The 17,617-nt window shown below is 46.4% G+C and carries 17 protein-coding genes; 9 read left to right on the forward strand and 8 right to left on the reverse strand.

Features of this window, described 5'->3' with window-relative positions; translation table 11 throughout:
• Positions 1–50 precede the first annotated feature (50 nt).
• The 3 genes from argE to AACT21_RS13200 all read left to right on the forward strand — a co-directional run bounded on the left by argE (position 51) and on the right by AACT21_RS13200 (position 4,959).
• Positions 51–1,187 carry an acetylornithine deacetylase gene (gene argE / locus AACT21_RS13190; protein ID WP_094163985.1) on the forward strand — a complete coding sequence of 379 codons (1,137 nt, stop codon included), beginning with the start codon at positions 51–53 and terminating at the stop codon, positions 1,185–1,187.
• A gap of 232 nt (positions 1,188–1,419) precedes the next feature.
• Entirely contained in the window at positions 1,420–4,053 is a 2,634-nt protein-coding gene (gene ppc / locus AACT21_RS13195) for a phosphoenolpyruvate carboxylase (RefSeq protein ID WP_094163993.1), read from the forward strand.
• A 366-nt stretch (positions 4,054–4,419) separates the two neighbouring features.
• On the forward strand, positions 4,420–4,959 hold the full coding sequence (locus AACT21_RS13200) for a PadR family transcriptional regulator (RefSeq protein WP_038149150.1): 540 nt from the start codon (positions 4,420–4,422) through the stop codon (positions 4,957–4,959).
• A 62-nt stretch (positions 4,960–5,021) separates the two neighbouring features.
• Here the strand turns inward: AACT21_RS13200 and cysE are convergent, their stop codons facing one another.
• From cysE to epmA, 5 genes are all read right to left on the reverse strand, one after another.
• The gene (gene cysE / locus AACT21_RS13205) at positions 5,022–5,843 is read right to left on the reverse strand and encodes a serine O-acetyltransferase (protein WP_010317654.1); all 822 of its coding nucleotides are present in this window, start codon (positions 5,841–5,843) and stop codon (positions 5,022–5,024) included.
• A gap of 86 nt (positions 5,844–5,929) precedes the next feature.
• Entirely contained in the window at positions 5,930–6,988 is a 1,059-nt protein-coding gene (gpsA, locus tag AACT21_RS13210; RefSeq protein WP_013855871.1) for an NAD(P)H-dependent glycerol-3-phosphate dehydrogenase, read from the reverse strand.
• Between the two features lie 181 nt (positions 6,989–7,169).
• Positions 7,170–7,637, reverse strand: a complete 468-nt coding sequence (secB, locus tag AACT21_RS13215) for a protein-export chaperone SecB (protein ID WP_013855870.1) — start codon at positions 7,635–7,637, stop codon at positions 7,170–7,172.
• Positions 7,638–7,804: 167 nt separating this feature from the next.
• On the reverse strand, positions 7,805–8,239 hold the full coding sequence (locus tag AACT21_RS13220) for a rhodanese-like domain-containing protein (protein WP_010317649.1): 435 nt from the start codon (positions 8,237–8,239) through the stop codon (positions 7,805–7,807).
• 156 nt (positions 8,240–8,395) lie between these two features.
• Complete coding sequence (gene epmA, locus AACT21_RS13225) at positions 8,396–9,370, reverse strand: elongation factor P--(R)-beta-lysine ligase (protein ID WP_094163987.1); 975 nt, start codon at positions 9,368–9,370, stop codon at positions 8,396–8,398.
• A 244-nt stretch (positions 9,371–9,614) separates the two neighbouring features.
• Between epmA and frdA the strand changes: the two genes are divergently transcribed.
• The 4 genes from frdA to frdD are packed head-to-tail and all read left to right on the forward strand — an operon-like array spanning position 9,615 to position 12,963.
• Positions 9,615–11,429: a fumarate reductase (quinol) flavoprotein subunit gene (gene frdA / locus AACT21_RS13230; RefSeq protein ID WP_013855868.1), complete on the forward strand. Its 1,815-nt coding sequence runs from the start codon at positions 9,615–9,617 to the stop codon at positions 11,427–11,429.
• On the forward strand, positions 11,429–12,187 hold the full coding sequence (locus AACT21_RS13235) for a succinate dehydrogenase/fumarate reductase iron-sulfur subunit (RefSeq protein WP_017046770.1): 759 nt from the start codon (positions 11,429–11,431) through the stop codon (positions 12,185–12,187). Before frdA ends, AACT21_RS13235 begins: the two co-directional genes overlap by 1 nt.
• A 2-nt stretch (positions 12,188–12,189) precedes the next feature.
• Positions 12,190–12,573 (forward strand): fumarate reductase subunit FrdC, encoded by a 384-nt coding sequence (frdC, locus tag AACT21_RS13240; protein WP_094163989.1) that lies wholly within the window; start codon positions 12,190–12,192, stop codon positions 12,571–12,573.
• 12 nt (positions 12,574–12,585) lie between these two features.
• The gene (gene frdD / locus AACT21_RS13245; RefSeq protein WP_010317640.1) at positions 12,586–12,963 is read left to right on the forward strand and encodes a fumarate reductase subunit FrdD; all 378 of its coding nucleotides are present in this window, start codon (positions 12,586–12,588) and stop codon (positions 12,961–12,963) included.
• A gap of 124 nt (positions 12,964–13,087) precedes the next feature.
• Here frdD and efp read toward each other — a convergent pair whose 3' ends face one another.
• A complete protein-coding gene (efp, locus tag AACT21_RS13250) occupies positions 13,088–13,654 on the reverse strand; it encodes an elongation factor P (RefSeq protein ID WP_017043203.1) in 567 nt (188 codons plus the stop codon).
• 33 nt (positions 13,655–13,687) lie between these two features.
• On the opposite strand from efp, the gene epmB reads away from it, so the two are divergent.
• Both epmB and AACT21_RS13260 read left to right on the forward strand, forming a co-directional pair.
• A complete protein-coding gene (gene epmB / locus AACT21_RS13255) occupies positions 13,688–14,710 on the forward strand; it encodes an EF-P beta-lysylation protein EpmB (RefSeq protein WP_019282863.1) in 1,023 nt (340 codons plus the stop codon).
• Positions 14,711–14,781: 71 nt separating this feature from the next.
• Complete coding sequence (locus tag AACT21_RS13260) at positions 14,782–15,255, forward strand: MgtC/SapB family protein (protein ID WP_013855863.1); 474 nt, start codon at positions 14,782–14,784, stop codon at positions 15,253–15,255.
• Between the two features lie 51 nt (positions 15,256–15,306).
• Here AACT21_RS13260 and AACT21_RS13265 read toward each other — a convergent pair whose 3' ends face one another.
• Both AACT21_RS13265 and groL read right to left on the reverse strand, forming a co-directional pair.
• Positions 15,307–15,864, reverse strand: coding sequence for a VC2662 family protein (locus tag AACT21_RS13265; protein ID WP_026027420.1), 558 nt, complete (start codon positions 15,862–15,864; stop codon positions 15,307–15,309).
• 190 nt (positions 15,865–16,054) lie between these two features.
• On the reverse strand, positions 16,055–17,617 hold a 1,563-nt coding region (gene groL / locus AACT21_RS13270; RefSeq protein WP_094163991.1), incomplete at its 5' end, for a chaperonin GroEL.

Consider the following 17,617-nt stretch of genomic DNA (forward strand, 5'->3'; position numbering starts at 1 on the left):
GTGTTTTACCTTCTCGCAATTACTCTGTCAATACTAGGAGCAAAGATAATATGCAATTACCCAGTTTTCTTGAGGTTTACCAAGGTCTGATTTCGACCTCTTCCATCAGCTCCACAGATGCTCGTTGGGACGAAGGTAACCAGAGTGTGATTGATAAATTGGCAAGCTGGTTTTCCAGCTTAGGGTTTGTAGTCGACACCATTGAAGTCGCGCCGGGAAAATACAATTTAGTGGCGAAGAAAGGGTGCGGCGAAGGTGGCCTACTGCTCGCGGGGCACAGTGATACCGTTCCATTTGACGAAGGACGTTGGAATTTTGAACCACACGCGTTAACGCAAGCCAATGATCGTTTCTATGGCTTAGGCACGGCAGACATGAAAGGCTTTTTTGCTTTTATCTACGAAGCGGTGAAAAAAGTCGATTGGAGTAAACAGACTAAACCGCTGTATGTGTTGGCTACCTGTGATGAAGAAACCACTATGCTCGGCGCGCGTCATTTCACTGAACATGCACCATTTCAACCGGATTACTGCATTATTGGTGAGCCGACTAGCCTTGTGCCCATCCGCGGCCATAAAGGCCACGTAGCCAACGCTATTCGAGTGACAGGAAAATCGGGCCACTCGTCTGATCCTGCTCTGGGCGTAAATGCCATCGAAATCATGCATGAAGTGCTGTTCGCGTTAATGCAACTGCGCGACAAATTGATCAAAGAGTACCATCACCCAGGCTTTGCCATTCCTCACCCTACTTTGAACCTCGGTCATATCCACGGTGGCGATAGTCCAAACCGCATTTGTGGCTGCTGCGAATTGCATTACGATGTGCGCCCGCTGCCCGGCATGAGTCTAGATGGGCTCGATAACTTGCTGCGCAATGCACTGAATGAAGTCAGTGCAAAATGGCCCGGCCGCATTGAGATTACCGCGCTGCATGATGCGATTCCGGGTTATGAATGTCAGCATGATCACCCCTTTATTGGCAACATTGAAGAGATTTGCAATACCGCTTCACAAACCGTGAATTACTGTACTGAAGCACCGTTCTTACAACAATTATGCCCAACACTGGTACTCGGCCCGGGTTCGATCGATCAAGCGCATCAACCGGATGAATTCCTAGCGTTTGAATTTATTGATCCAACCATCTCGATTTTGTCCAAAGCAATGTATAAATACTGCTTCTAGCCTACCAAGCTTACTCAAGCGATAAATGCCTGACAGCGTTTCTACGGTCGGGCATTTTTGTAATAAAATTTCAGTAATTTACGCCAATTATTCACCAAATGATCACGTTCAATAACATTCAGCAATAATCGTAAAAATAGTCGGCTTTATTTGACTCTACAGGGATCTTTTCGCTAGATTGTGTACTTAGCAAGGAACAATGGATGTAATTTTTTTACAAGGCAGGATGACAATGAACGAAAAATACGCTGCGCTCAAAAGTAACGTGAGCATGCTTGGCCGTTTGCTGGGCAACACCATTCAGGACGCCCATGGTGACGTTATCTTAGAGAAAGTGGAAACCATCCGAAAACTTTCAAAATCAGCCCGTAATGGCAATCAAGCCGACCGAGACAGCTTGGTTGAAGAGATCAAAAACCTTCCCAACGAACAGCTCACCCCAGTAGCGCGGGCATTCAACCAATTTCTTAACTTAACCAACATGGCCGAGCAGTACCACACCATTTCACGTCACTGTGAAGAACATGTGTGTGAGCCTGATGCGATTAATTTACTGTTTACTAAACTGAATCAAAATAAAATCAGTAAATTGGATGCTGCTCAAGCGGTACGCGATCTCAATATCGAGTTAGTGCTAACGGCTCACCCAACCGAAATTACACGCCGCACGATGATCAACAAGCTGGTGAAAATTAACGAGTGTCTCTCCAAGCTTGAACTCAGTGACCTTTCATTTAAAGAGCGCCAAAAAACCGAACGCCGTTTAGAACAGTTGATCGCGCAAAGCTGGCATTCAGATGTGATTCGTAAGCAGCGCCCTACGCCACTGGATGAAGCAAAATGGGGCTTTGCGGTGGTGGAAAATTCTCTATGGCAAGCCGTGCCTGATTTTCTTCGTGAATTTGATGAGCACCTCACCAACTACTTAGGTGAAGGACTACCAATTGATGCACGCCCTGTGCATTTCTCTTCGTGGATGGGCGGCGACCGTGATGGTAACCCCTTTGTGACTCATAAAATCACCCGTGAAGTAATGCTGCTTTCTCGCTGGAAAGCGGCCGATCTCTACCTAGGTGATATCAATGAGCTGGTCAGCGAATTGTCGATGACCAAATGCAGTGACGCGCTACGCGATCTGGCTGGCATAGATGAACACGAACCTTATCGCGCCATTCTCAAACGCCTGCGTGAACTGCTCAACGAAACACTGGAAGTGTTGGATGCCAAGATCAATGGCCAACAACTGGCACGCAAAGCACCACTGCAAAATATCGCACAGTTGTGGGAACCGCTTTATGCCTGCTACCAATCTTTACATCAATGCGGCATGGGCGTCATTGCCGATGGCTCGCTGCTTGATACTCTGCGCCGGATTAAAGCGTTTGGTGTGCATCTTGTACGTTTGGACATTCGCCAAGAGAGCACTCGTCACTCTGATGTGATCTCCGAGCTCACCCGTTATTTAGGCATTGGTGATTATGACCAGTGGAGCGAGCAAGACAAAATTGCGTTTCTCACCAATGAGTTGAGCTCAAAACGTCCTTTGTTACCTCGTGACTGGCAGCCTTCAGAAGCGGTACAAGAGGTGATCGACACCTGTAAAATCGTTGCTTCTCAGCCTCGCGAAGCCTTTGGTGCTTATGTGATTTCGATGGCTCGTACCGCATCAGATGTACTTGCCGTACATCTATTGTTGCAAGAATGTGGTTGCCCTTACCGCATGGACGTTTGTCCACTGTTCGAAACTTTGGATGATTTAAACAACGCAGAAACGGTGATCCGCCAACTAATGGGCATTGATCTCTATCGTGGCTTTATTCAAAACCACCAGATGGTGATGATTGGTTACTCTGATTCCGCTAAAGATGCAGGTGTAATGTCCGCCGGTTGGGCGCAATACAGCGCGATGGAAGCTTTGGTTAATGTCAGTGAAGAGGCTGGAATTGAACTGACACTATTCCATGGACGTGGCGGCACCATTGGTCGCGGGGGTGCTCCAGCACATGCGGCACTGCTTTCACAACCACCCAAAAGCTTAAAAGGTGGCTTGCGTGTGACGGAGCAAGGCGAAATGATCCGCTTTAAACTTGGTCTACCAGAAGTAGCGGTCAATAGTTTTACGATGTACGCCAGCGCCATTTTAGAAGCGAACCTGCTGCCACCACCAGAGCCAAAACAAGATTGGCGCGACTTAATGGAGGTATTGTCTGAAGTCTCTTGCGAAGCGTATCGCCATATTGTTCGCGGCGAGCCGGACTTTGTCCCGTACTTCCGCCAAGCAACGCCAGAGCTAGAGCTGGGTAAATTACCGCTCGGTTCACGTCCGGCTAAACGCAACCCTAATGGTGGGGTCGAAAGCTTACGTGCAATCCCGTGGATCTTCTCTTGGAGCCAAAACCGCCTCGTGCTACCAGCCTGGCTAGGTGCGGGAGAAGCAATTCAGTTTTCTATCGATAAAGGACACCAAGCACTGCTGGAAGAGATGTGCCGTGAATGGCCATTTTTCTCAACGCGTTTAGGCATGCTAGAGATGGTTTACTCCAAGTGCAACATTGAAATCTCACGCTATTACGATGAACGCCTAGTCGATGAATCGTTACGCCCGCTCGGTGAGCGTTTGCGTTCTCAATTACAGAAAGACATCAAAGCGGTGTTAAATGTAGAAAACAATGAGAACTTGATGCAAAGCGATCCTTGGGGTCAAGAGTCAATCCGTTTGCGCAATATCTATGTTGAGCCATTAAATATGCTGCAAGCAGAGCTGTTGTACCGCACCCGCCAAACCGAAACCGCACCAGCAGAGTTAGAAGAAGCCTTAATGGTGACTATCGCGGGTATTGCAGCAGGAATGCGTAACACAGGCTAAGTAACAGCATTTTATTTCACAAACTAGCTAAAAGGCCGCCTCTGTGCGGCTTTTTATTTTAAATCACAAAAATTATTGAGCATATTATCAGTTTTTTAAGCTAAACTAACAAAGTATTCTACTTTATGCTTATTATTTAGATATACTACTGCTCCTCTGCGGTAGCATACAAACATAACAAATCGCAGGTCGATATGCGTCACGCATATAATCCTAGGTGATAAACGGCTTTTTAAGGTGACACAACCCACTCCGTCAATAGAACGGTGGGTGTTGCTTAAACTCATTCATGATTGATGCCATCAGAAGCACAACACGAGTTTGAGCAAGTTGTTTTTGAGTTTATTAACCATTTGGATTAAAGACATGTCATTACCACACGTTATCCTCACTGTTTTGAGCACTCGCGATGCCACAGGGTACGACATCACAAAAGAGTTCTCTTCGAGCATTGGCTATTTTTGGAAAGCCAGCCACCAACAAGTTTACCGCGAACTGAATAAAATGGGTCAACAAGGCCTAGTCACTTGTGTATTAGAACCGCAAGATGGCAAGCCAGATCGTAAAGTTTACTCCATCACCGATGCAGGTCGCAGCGCTTTAGGTGAATGGTTTGACCAACCTACAGCTCACCCAACCGTACGTGATGAATTTAGCGCTAAATTGATCGCTTGCTCGGTACAACCAGCAACACCTTACCGAATTCAACTGGGTGAATTAGTTGAAGAATCGAAAAAACTGGTTGCTCACTACAAAGAGATTGAGTCTGCGTACTATGCAACACCAGCTACTCTCGATAAGCTACAGCGCCTTGAGCGTCTAACACTACGCCGCAACCTACTGGTTCGCCAAGCGTGGGTTGATTGGGCTGAAGAAGTGCTTGCTGAACTCGATGCAATGGCTTAATGCCAACCATAAAAAAGGGTGATGCTCTGTGAGCATCACCCTTTTTGTTTTCCGCGACCAAATCAAATACCATCACCGGCAATGAAACTTTGAGAACGGCCATTAAATTGTTGGTCCATATCTAGCGAAGGCTTATCGGTTTGCGGACGACCGACAATTTTGGCTGGCACTCCAGCGACGGTAGTGTGCGGAGGCACCGCTTGCAATACCACCGAACAAGAACCAATTTTCGCCCCTTCGCCCACTTCAATATTACCGAGAATTTTGGCACCCGCGCCAATCATCACGCCTTCACGAATTTTCGGGTGGCGATCGCCGCACTCTTTACCCGTTCCGCCTAGCGTTACATCTTGTAAAATAGAGACATCATTCTCCACCACCGCGGTTTCACCGATCACAATGCCCGTAGCATGGTCAAGCATGATGCCGCGACCAATACGTGCAGCAGGATGGATGTCCACTTGGCAAGCTACCGAGATTTGGTTTTGAAAATAGGTAGCCAACGCCACTCGACCTTGCTTCCATAACCAGTTCGCGACGCGATAGCCTTGTAAGGCATGGTAGCCCTTGAGATAAAGTAGAGGCATTGAAAACATAGATACCGCGGGGTCGCGATTGACAGTCGCGCAGATGTCACACGCCGCCGCTTCCATAATGCTGGGGTCTGCGGCAAATGCCTCTTCGACCACTTCACGCACCGCCATCGCTGGCATTGAGGCCGTATTCAGCTTATTGGCAAGAATGTAGCTCAAGGCCGAGCTTAAACTATCATGCTTAATAATAGTGGCATGATAAAAACTTGCCAGCATCGGTTCTTGTTCTGACTGCTCGCGCGCCTCTTTGACTATGGCTTGCCACACTTTGAGTTTTTCGCAATGTTTCATCGTTGGTTGATCACCCTTCCTCATCCAATCTCTAGAGCGTCAATGTAGATTGCTAATAGGCTTTGTGCCTAATCATGAGCAATGAATTAGCGTTCTGCTTTTTTATCACGAGCCAGCAAATCTTGTGCTGCAACACGCGCATCTTTTCCTTGATACAGCACTTGATAGATTTGATCAACTATTGGCATTTCAACCTCCATGCGCGCCGCTAATAACCACACCTCTTTGGTGTTGCGATAACCTTCAACCACTTGGCCAATTTCTTGCTGCGCCGTATCCACGTCTTTCCCTTGTCCCAACGCCAAACCAAAGCGACGGTTACGTGATTGGTTATCGGTACAAGTGAGCACTAAGTCACCCAATCCGGCCATACCCATAAAAGTTTCTGGCTGAGCACCTAACGCTGCACCCAAACGGCACATTTCGGCCAGACCGCGCGTAATCAATGCAGTACGCGCATTCGCACCAAAGCCAATCCCATCGGACATGCCAGCGCCAATCGCAATCACGTTTTTCACCGCACCACCTAGCTGCATGCCAATAAAATCACTATTGGCGTAAACGCGGAAAGTTTTGCTGCAGTGAATTTTGCCTTGCAGATCTTCGACAAACTGCGCGTCAGGCGAAGCAACAGAAATTGCGGTAGGCATTCCCATCGCCAGCTCTTTAGCAAAAGTCGGCCCAGATAACACCGCCAATGAATAGCGCTCGCCAATGGTGTCATAGGCCACATCCATCAGTAACCGGCCCGTTTCAGGTTCAAGCCCTTTGGTTGCCCAACAAATACGGGAATCATCACGCAAGTGAGGCTTTAAACTCTTCATAACAAGGCCAAATACGTGGCTCGGAACTACAACCAACAAATCGCGGCTCGCTTGTACCGCTTTTTTCAAATCGGTTTCCACAATCAGCGAATCGGGAAAATCAATACCGGGTAAAAATTCTTGGTTAGCACGATCAGCGTCAAGACGAGCCATATGCTTAGCATCGTGTCCCCAAAGGACAACATTAGCACCGTTACGTGCTAAAGAAATCGCCAGAGATGTGCCGTAAGAACCCGCACCAACTACTGTCATGGTGATCGCTTTACCGTAAATACTGTTAGGATCTGTCATTGTTTCGTCCATTGCTATTCGTGTTGTCATGTTATACCTAAATTCCTTCCGATACAGCTTTCAATACGGAGTAGCAAGGAACGGAGGTATTGGCATTCGAAATAAACAAAAAATGCACAACGCACCATCATTATCTGGGATGCTTTGTGCATTTTTTATCATCAAAGTCTGACGTGGAACGCCAACGTTAATGATCTCACGTCATTAACGATTAAGCTTCTGCTTGCTCGCCTTGAGTCGCTTGTTGTTGTAGGTAGTTCATGAACAATGCATCAAAGTTCACTGGTGCAAGGTTAAGTTGTGGGAATGTCCCTTTAACAACTAAGCTAGAAATTGTTTCACGTGCATATGGGAACAGAATGTTCGGGCAGAATGCACCTAAACAATGAGCAAGTTGACCCGCTTCCATTTTTTCAGCAGTAAAAATACCACCTTGTTGCACTTCGCATAAGAACGCGATTTCTTCCGCGTTTTTCACTGTCACCGTTAGGCGTAATACGACTTCATACACACCCTCACCCAGATCACGACTTTGAGTGTCAAGATCCAACTTCACATCTGGATTCCACTCTTTTTGGAACATAACAGGTGAGTTTGGCGCTTCAAAAGAGACATCTTTTAGAAAGATACGTTGAATTGCGAAATTTTGTTGTGCTGTTTGTTGTGCGGCTTCAGCCATGATTAAATCCTTAAATACTTACAAATTCAGTGTTGCTTTTAGACTAACCGAGCTGATTTCGAATGACTAGATGAGCTCACGATTACGTGGAAAACATCACAACTCTTAGCATCAAATGCTGGCTTTTCAGCCAGCACACTCAGTTCAAGATAACCGCGATCAGTGAATTATTTATTGCCACGAACCAATGGCAAGTTCGCTTCATTCCAAGCTACAAGACCATTTTTCAGTAAATTCACATTCTCAAACCCAGCTTTAGCAAGCAGGTTGGCACTCTCTTGCGCGGTTTGACCCGTTTTACATACCACAATGATTGGGTCAGACTTGTGCTTTTCAAGGCTAGCCAAGTTACCGGATTTAATATCTGACGGTAAAATGTGAACCGCATCGGTAATATGGCCTTTTTTAAATTCATCTTTCGTGCGGATATCGACAACAACACCGTTTTCACGATTCATTAAAAGCGTCGTTTGTGAAGCGGTGATCTCTTTATAGGCTGCCGTGGTTGATTTCACGATGCTCATTATTAAGGCGACGAGAATACCTACCCATGCCAAAGATAGAATCATATTGTGTTGGAAAAATTCGATGTACTCTTGCATATTCTGTGCTCTTGCAATGTGGGCTTAAAATCAGACAAGGAGTATAACGAGGTTGTCAGCCAGACGCGAGAGCTTACATTGCATAATAAGAAACTGTTGCCGTTTTTCAGCGCGCTCATCGCACTACAAGCGCGCAATCCACATCAGCTTAAAAGCTTAAGCTATCGGAAAAGGAAAAGCCGTCACGTTATCAATATGATCTTGGCCTAACGCCAGCATAATCAAGCGATCAATACCAAGCGCCACTCCTGAACATTCAGGTAAGCCAGCCTCTAACGCCGCTATCAAGTGGTAGTCAATCGGCTGTTCGACCAGCCCCATCGTTTTACGCTTTTGGTTATCCGCTTCAAAACGAGCCAGTTGCTCTTGTGGGTTGTCCAGCTCATGAAAACCATTCGCAAGTTCAATCCCTTTGAAATAGACCTCAAAGCGATCCGCAACACGATGATCTTGCGGGTTAATCTTAGCTAGTGCCGCTTGTGATGCAGGAAAATCGTAAACAAAAACCGGTACCTGTTGACCAATTTCCGCCTCAACACCGACACTAAATAGCAGTTGCAGTAAGATATCTCTATCCTCTTCTGGCTCAGCAATGTCACTTAGACCTAATCGGCTCGCAGCCGCTTTTAACTCGTCCATTGAGCCTTCTAACGGACAAACCCCAAGTACCTGCAAAAATGCTTGTTGGTAGCTCATCTTCTGCGCCGCTCCACACTGCAAAATAAGTTGCAGCAATTGATCCATCTCATCCATTAAATCATGGTGAGTAAAACCAACCCGATACCACTCTAACATCGTAAATTCTGGGTTGTGATAGCGGCCATTTTCCTCGTTGCGAAACGCTTTATTGATCTGATAAATCGAACCACTCCCCGCCGCCAAAAGTCGTTTCATATGAAACTCTGGGCTGGTCATTAAATAAAGTTGACGGCCATCAGCATACCCTGGGCCAACAAATTGGGTTTGGAAGGTTTGCAAATGAATGTCGGTTACCGTGGCATGACTCATGGTTGGTGTATCGACTTCCAATACATCTCGTAGTTCAAAGAAATGGCGGATCTGCTTGAGTAACTGAGCACGCTGTTTGAGTTGTGATATTGATGCGGTTGGCATCCAGTTTTTTCTATTCATGTTCTGGCACACATAAGTTTGGATGATATGAATTTTACTGACTTAAAGCGCAATTCCAAATTCTAACGTGATTATTATCACACAAAGAAAAATAAGTATGCTCGCGCTTGCACTTCCGAAGCAAAAACCTAACAGAATCAATTTTTTCCTTACACAGCTCTTCTACACTACCCGTACCACTTAAGGCTTACGAACCTTTAACTATAACAAGCGGATTTTCCGCATCACACACCGGAGGATAACTGTGCAAATTATCACCACAGATATCGCAGTCATCGGCGCAGGCGGCGCTGGTCTTCGCACTGCAATTGCAGCCGCTGAAGCAAACCCTGATTTAGAAGTTGCTCTGATTTCTAAAGTTTATCCTATGCGATCTCATACGGTTGCAGCGGAAGGAGGCTCAGCAGCAGTTATCAAGGAAGAAGATAGCCTTGACAACCACTTCAACGATACCGTTGGTGGTGGAGATTGGCTATGTGAACAGGATGTTGTTGAATATTTTGTGGCCAACTCGACCCGCGAGATGGTGCAAATGGAACAGTGGGGTTGCCCATGGAGCCGTAAAGAAAATGGCGAAGTCAACGTACGCCGTTTTGGTGGCATGAAAGTCGAGCGTACTTGGTTTGCGGCTGACAAAACAGGCTTCCACATGCTTCACACCCTCTTCCAAACTTCAATGAAGTACCCACAAATCAATCGATTTGATGAGTATTTCGTGGTGGATCTACTTGTTGAAGATGGCGAAGTTCAAGGGCTTATCGCGATTCATATGTCCGAAGGTGAGCTAGTAACCATCAAAGCAAAATCTGTAGTATTAGCCACTGGTGGCGCGGGCCGTGTGTACCACTGCAACACCAACGGCGGCATTGTAACCGGCGATGGTATGGCGATGGCTTATCGTCATGGCGTCCCTCTACGCGATATGGAGTTCGTGCAATACCACCCAACTGGCCTACCTGGCACGGGTATTTTGATGACGGAAGGCTGCCGCGGTGAAGGTGGTATCATCGTCAATAAAAATGGCTATCGTTATCTGCAAGATTACGGTATGGGCCCAGAAACTCCGGTGGGTCAGCCTAAAAACAAATACATGGAACTCGGTCCTCGCGACAAAGTTTCTCAAGCTTTCTGGCATGAACAACAGAAAGGCAACACCATCAAACATCCGCTTGGTGATGTGGTGCTGCTTGATCTTCGCCACCTCGGTGAAGAGTACTTACAAGAGCGTTTGCCGTTTATCTGCGAATTGGCGAAAGCTTACGTCAACGTTGATCCAGCAAAAGAGCCGATCCCAATTCGTCCAACCGTACACTACACCATGGGTGGTATCGAAACGGATGGACAATGTGAAACGCGCATCAAAGGTCTGTTTGCTGTCGGCGAATGTGCCTCGGTTGGCTTGCATGGTGCAAACCGTTTGGGTTCTAACTCGTTAGCTGAATTTGTGGTTTTTGGCCGCGTTGCGGGTGAAAGTGCAGTGAAACGCGCAGCGGAATTCAAAGGTTGGAACGATGAATCTATCGCCAAACAAGTCAAAGCCGTAGAAGAGCGTATTGCAGCGTTAATGAACCAAGAAGGTGATGAAAACTGGGCCACCATTCGCACTGAGATGGGTCACACCATGGAAGCGGGTTGTGGTATCTACCGCCAAGAAGATTTAATGCAAGCGACGATTGATAAAATCACCGAGCTAAAAGCACGCTACAAGAACATTAGCATTAAAGATAAAGGCAAAGTGTTCAACACCGACCTTCTGTACGCTATCGAAGTCGGTTATGGCCTTGAAGTGGCTGAAGCTATGGTTCACTCAGCTATCTTGCGTAAAGAATCTCGCGGTGCGCATCAGCGGTTAGACGAAGGTTGTACTGAGCGTGATGATGTGAACTACCTCAAGCACTCTTTAGCTTTCTATCAACCAGATGCCGCTCCAAGTATCGACTACAGCGCGGTTAAGATCACGAAATCTCAGCCGAAAGCTCGTCTCTATGGTGAAGCGGCAGAACAGGCTGCCGCCGCGGAAAAAGCGGCAGAAGAGAAAAGCGCAGAGGAGCAAAAATAATGTCAGCAAATCGCATTCAAAAAGTAGACATTTTGCGCTACGACCCAGAAAAAGATGCTAAGCCACGCCTGCAAGCGTTTGAAGTTCCCTTTGATGACACCATGTCAGTGCTCGACGCGATTGGCTACATCAAAGATAACCTCGATAAGGATCTCTCTTATCGCTGGTCTTGCCGTATGGCGATCTGCGGTTCGTGTGGTGTGATGGTCAATGGCGTACCTAAATTGGCTTGTAAAAGCTTCCTGCGCGATTACCCCAATGGCGTGAAGATTGAACCTTTAGCCAACTTCCCAATTGAAAAAGATTTGATCGTGGATATGACTTCGTTTATCGAGCGTCTTGAAGCCATTAAACCCTACATCATTGGCAACGATCGCAAACCTGAAGATGGCACCAACTTACAAACGCCAGAGCAAATGGCCAAATACAAACAATTTGCTGGTTGTATTAACTGCGGTCTTTGCTACGCGGCCTGCCCTCAGTTCGGTTTGAACCCTGAGTTTATTGGCCCCGCAGCATTAACCCTTGCTCATCGCTACAACTTAGATAGCCGTGACCATGGTAAAGCCGAGCGTATGAAGCTTATCAATGGTGATAACGGTGCTTGGGGTTGTACCTTTGTTGGTTACTGCTCTGAAGTGTGTCCAAAACACGTTGATCCAGCGGCAGCCGTCAACCAAGGCAAAGTTGAATCTTCAATGGACTTCGTGATTGCCATGCTAAAACCTGACGGTTCACCAAAGAAAGTGGAGGGATAAGGATGAGTAACCGTAAACCTTACGTTCGTGAAATGACACGTACTTGGTGGAAAGATCACCCATTCTACCGCTTCTACATGTTGCGTGAAGCCACGGTACTGCCACTGATATTCTTTACCTTATTCCTTACCTTTGGCTTGGGCTGCTTGGTTAAAGGCCCTGAAGCATGGGAAGGCTGGCTAAGCTTTATGGCAAACCCAATGGTGGTCGCAATCAATATTGTCGCGTTAGCGGGGAGTTTGCTGCATGCACAAACCTTCTTTAGCATGATGCCGCAAGTGATGCCAATCCGCTTGAAAGGTAAGTTAATCGACAAGAAAATCATCGTCTTAACTCAGTGGGCAGCGGTTGCGTTTATCTCACTGATTGTTCTCATTGTGGTGTAGGAGCTTATAGTCATGAACAACAATTATAAGGTAAATCGCACGCCAAAACGTTCTGATGAACCTATCTGGTGGGGGCTGTTTGGTGCCGGTGGAACATGGTTTGCGATGATTACCCCGATCACCATTCTCGTGTTGGGTATTTTAGCACCATTAGGCATTATCGATGCTGAAGCAATGAGTTATGAACGCGTTTCGAGTTTTGCAACTAGCATCATCGGCGCGCTGTTCATCATCGGCACATTAGCTTTACCGATGTGGCATGCCATGCACCGTGTCCACCACGGTATGCATGACCTAAAATTCCACACCGGTTTAGTGGGTAAAATCGCTTGTTATGCGTTTGCTGGGCTGATTTCCGCGCTCGCTGTCGTTTTTATCTTTATGATTTAAAGATGGAAAAGTGATGACATCAAAGAGCTGCCTCGGCAGCTCTTTTTTATTACGGCACTCACTCAGCTTTGGAGCAATAAAAAAGGCCGCTTACCGAGCGACCTTCTTACTTACTTTGAGGTGATTATTTGACTCGACCTACGTATTCGCCAGAGCGGGTATCCACTTTGATCACTTCACCGATAGAGATGAACAGTGGCACACGTACCACAGCACCTGTGACCAACGTAGCGGGTTTACCACCCGTACCTTGCGTATCACCTTTCAAGCCCGGATCAGTTTCAGCCACTTCAAGTTCAACAAAGTTTGGTGGCGTTACCGCAATTGGGTTGCCGTTCCAAAGCGTCAACATGCAAGTGTTGTTTTCCACTAGCCATTTTGCGCTTTCACCCACCGCTTTATTATCCGCCGCAATTTGCTCGAATGTTTCATTATTCATAAAGTGGTAGAATTCGCCGTCGTTATAGAGATAATCAAGATCGATATCCATTACGTCAGCCGTTTCTACTGAATCACCTGACTTAAATGTTTTTTCCAACACTTTGCCAGAAAGAAGTTTACGGATTTTGACACGGTTGAAGGCTTGGCCTTTACCTGGTTTCACATATTCATTTTCGAGAATGACACAAGGCTCATTATCAAGCATAATTTTGAGACCGCCTTTAAATTCATTCGTGCTAACAGTAGCCATTTTTTCCTCTTACCATTCTTCGAGTTAAATTCAATGCCGCATATAATAACCCGAAAACTTGATTCTGTTGAGCAAAACTGGCTTCAACAATTAACGAATGCGATCTCAAACCCTGCCGAGCTTCTCCAGCAGTTAGAGATTGATCCTGCCCTTTGGCAAAACGGGTTTGCCGCACGCAAACTCTTCGCACTACGAGTGCCACAAAGTTTTGTCGATCGCATGGAAAAAGGAAACCCTTACGATCCCCTGTTGCGTCAAGTTTTACCACTCAATGAAGAGTTTGAATGGCATGATGGGTACTCAAATGATCCGCTTGATGAGCAAAACAATGCCATTCCGGGATTGCTGCATAAATACCGCAACCGAGTGCTAATGATAGTCAAAGGTGGTTGTGCAATTAACTGCCGTTACTGCTTTCGTCGTCATTTCCCCTACCAAGAGAATAAAGGCTCAAAGCAGGTGTGGCAGCAAAGCGTCGACTATATTGCCGCGCATCCCGAGCTCAATGAGGTCATTTTATCGGGCGGTGATCCGTTAATGGCAAAAGATGAAGAACTGCGTTGGCTCATCGATGCAATCAGCAGCGTGCCTCATATTAAACGATTGCGTATTCACTCGCGCTTACCCGTGGTGATCCCCGCTCGAATCACCGATGCATTGTGTGATCTGCTGCGTGAAACTCGCTTACAAGTCATTTTGGTGACGCACATTAACCATGCCAATGAAATCAATCTAGAATTCAAACAGCAGATGAGTCGTCTGCGCGCCATCAATGTTACCTTACTCAACCAAGGTGTATTGTTAAAAGGTGTTAATGATAGCGTTGACGCGCAAGTCGCGCTCAGCGAAACGTTATTTGATGCAGGAATTTTGCCTTACTACTTGCATGTGCTGGATAAAGTGCAAGGCGCAGCGCACTTTTTTGTTAGTGATCAAAAGGCAAAAGAAATAATGGCAGGTGTCATTGAGCGAGTCTCGGGCTATCTTGTTGCTAAGCTAACTCGAGAAATCGGTGGCAGAGCCAGTAAAACGCCACTCGATCTGCATCTTGAGTAATTACAGAACTTCAAAAGAGCGGTTCGGTGTCAATAACGAACTCTTACCTTCATACTTTTGGGAAAACCATCATGCAATCTCTCGGACAATTTCTTGATCTTAGTCCATTCAGTTGGTCTGCATTATTGTGCTGTGCTATCAATGGGTTACTGATTGGCGTTGAACGCCAAACCCGCGGTAAACCTGTGGGCATTCGCACATCAATATTAATCATCTCAGGGACTTATCTCTTTCTAGCGATGGCAGTATCACTGTCCCCTAACACCTTAGATCAAGCTCGCGTGCTTGGACAAATTATTACTGGGGTTGGTTTTTTAGGCGCAGGCGTGATGATGACTCAAGATGGGAAAATCCATGGCGTCACCTCAGCCGCTGTTATTTGGGTACTGGCATCACTGGGATTGATGATCGGTCTTGGTTACTTACAGCAATCCATCATTATCACGGTATTGGCATTGTGTGTGTTGTATGGCGTGGATAAGGTAGAAAATAGCTTTCAAAGTTTGCGCCGTGGTGTTCATCAACGCTTTCGTCGTCGTACATAAGGTGAAAAAAAAGAGCAGCTTGATGCTGCTCTTTCGATTTCAATTCATCGGCTATTTAGCAAAGTTGATGATAGGAAAACACTTAAAGAAACCGTTATCCGCACAGTTAATTAGACCAACCTGAACACCTTCAATTTTTGTGGTTTTGTTGAACAAACCCACTTGCACTTTCGATGTATCAGAGAAGTTTGCTGCACCAACATCAACCATGGTATTACCTTCAGAGTAGTTCACTAGACTGACGTTAGCACCTTGTACATTGTTGGTCAGATTCACTACACCCACGTTAGCACCCACGGTTTGCCCTGTATTCCAGTTTAACAAACCGAGTGAAGCACCAGTCATCTCTTGATTGACTTTCGATGCCCCTAAAAGACCTAAATTTACACCCGTCGTAGAGTCAGTTTCAGATAATCCAACAACGGCGAGATCTAAGCCTTTAACTTCATTCACTTTACCGTAAAGAGCCGCAACACGAACACCTGATACCGCATTTTCATCCGGCGCATTGAAGTTATTAATGGAAGAAAACATAACTGGAGTGCCAGCCATCGCAACAGAAGAAGATAACGCAGCCACTACGGCTAGTGCTGAAAGTACTTTTTTCATAAAGATCTCCATTGACCAATGAAACCGTTAATATTGGGTTTGTTCACGCTATTTCACTCACATCATCACCAAATTGTGATCAGTGAAGAGACGAAGTCTAGAAGAGTCGGATCACTCAAACGTCAGGATTGAGCTAATTATGCGAAAAAAAACCGGAGGCAAGCTCCGGTTTCTTATTGAGAGAGGATGATTACATCATCCCTCCCATACCGCCCATATCAGGCATTGCCGCTTCTTTCTTCGGTAGCTCAGTCACCATAGCTTCTGTGGTGATCATAAGGCCCGCGACTGAAGCTGCGAACTGTAGCGCACTACGAGTCACTTTGGTTGGATCCAAAATACCCATGTCGATCATATCGCCATATTCACCCGTCGCAGCGTTGTAACCATTGTTACCTTCACCAGCGCGAACATTGTTAGCCACAACAGAATCCTCTTCGCCCGCGTTTTTCACGATTTGACGAATTGGTGCTTCCATCGCACGTAGTGCAACACGAATACCTACGTTTTGCTCTTCGTTGTCACCTTCAAGGCCCGCAACTTTAGCAGCCGCACGGATCAGTGCAACACCACCACCCGCAACCACGCCTTCTTCAACGGCTGCGCGAGTTGCATGCAGTGCATCTTCTACGCGATCTTTCTTCTCTTTCATTTCAACTTCAGTGGTTGCACCGACTTTGATCACTGCAACGCCACCTGCCAGTTTGGCCACGCGCTCTTGTAGTTTTTCTTTGTCGTAATCTGAAGTTGCGTCTTCAATTTGTTGACGAATTTGTGCAACGCGACCTTTAATGGCTTGCTCTTCACCTGCACCATCAATGATGGTGGTGTTTTCTTTAGTGATAGAGATGCGCTTCGCTTGGCCTAGATCTTCCAAGGTCACTTTTTCAAGCTCAAGACCGATCTCTTCAGAAATCACAGTACCGCCCGTTAGGGTAGCAATGTCTTGTAGCATCGCTTTACGGCGATCACCAAAACCAGGTGCTTTCACGGCAGCAACTTTTACAATGCCACGCATGTTGTTCACAACCAGCGTCGCCAATGCTTCACCTTCAACATCTTCCGCCACAATCAGTAGTGGACGAGAAGCTTTTGCTACCGCTTCAAGTGCAGGAAGCAGTTCGCGAATGTTAGAAATTTTCTTATCAACCAATAGGATGAATGGGCTATCTAGATCAACACTGCCCGCTTCTTGGTTATTAATGAAGTAAGGAGATAGGTAACCACGATCAAACTGCATGCCTTCCACGACATCGAGTTCATCTTGCAGTGCTTGGCCTTCTTCAACAGTGATAACGCCATCTCGGCCCACTTTTTCCATCGCTTCAGCAATGATGTTACCCACGCTTGAATCCGAGTTCGCAGAAATAGTACCCACTTGCGCAATCGCTTTAGTGTCTGAACAAGGTACTGAAAGCTCTTTCAACGCTTCAACCGCCGCCACGACAGCTTTGTCGATGCCACGCTTAAGATCCATTGGGTTCATACCCGCTGCTACAGCTTTCAAGCCTTCAGTGATGATCGCTTGCGCTAATACCGTTGCGGTTGTCGTTCCGTCACCCGCTGCATCGTTAGCTTGAGAAGCAACTTCTTTCACCATTTGTGCACCCATGTTCTGGAATTTGTCTTCCAGTTCAATTTCACGCGCAACAGTGACACCATCTTTGGTGATAATAGGTGAACCAAACGATTTATCTATCACAACGTTACGGCCTTTAGGGCCAAGGGTGACCTTTACTGCATCGGCTAGAAT

This window comes from Vibrio sp. V08_P9A1T1 (assembly GCF_963874405.1).
Taxonomy (GTDB): Bacteria; Pseudomonadota; Gammaproteobacteria; order Enterobacterales; family Vibrionaceae; genus Vibrio; species Vibrio anguillarum.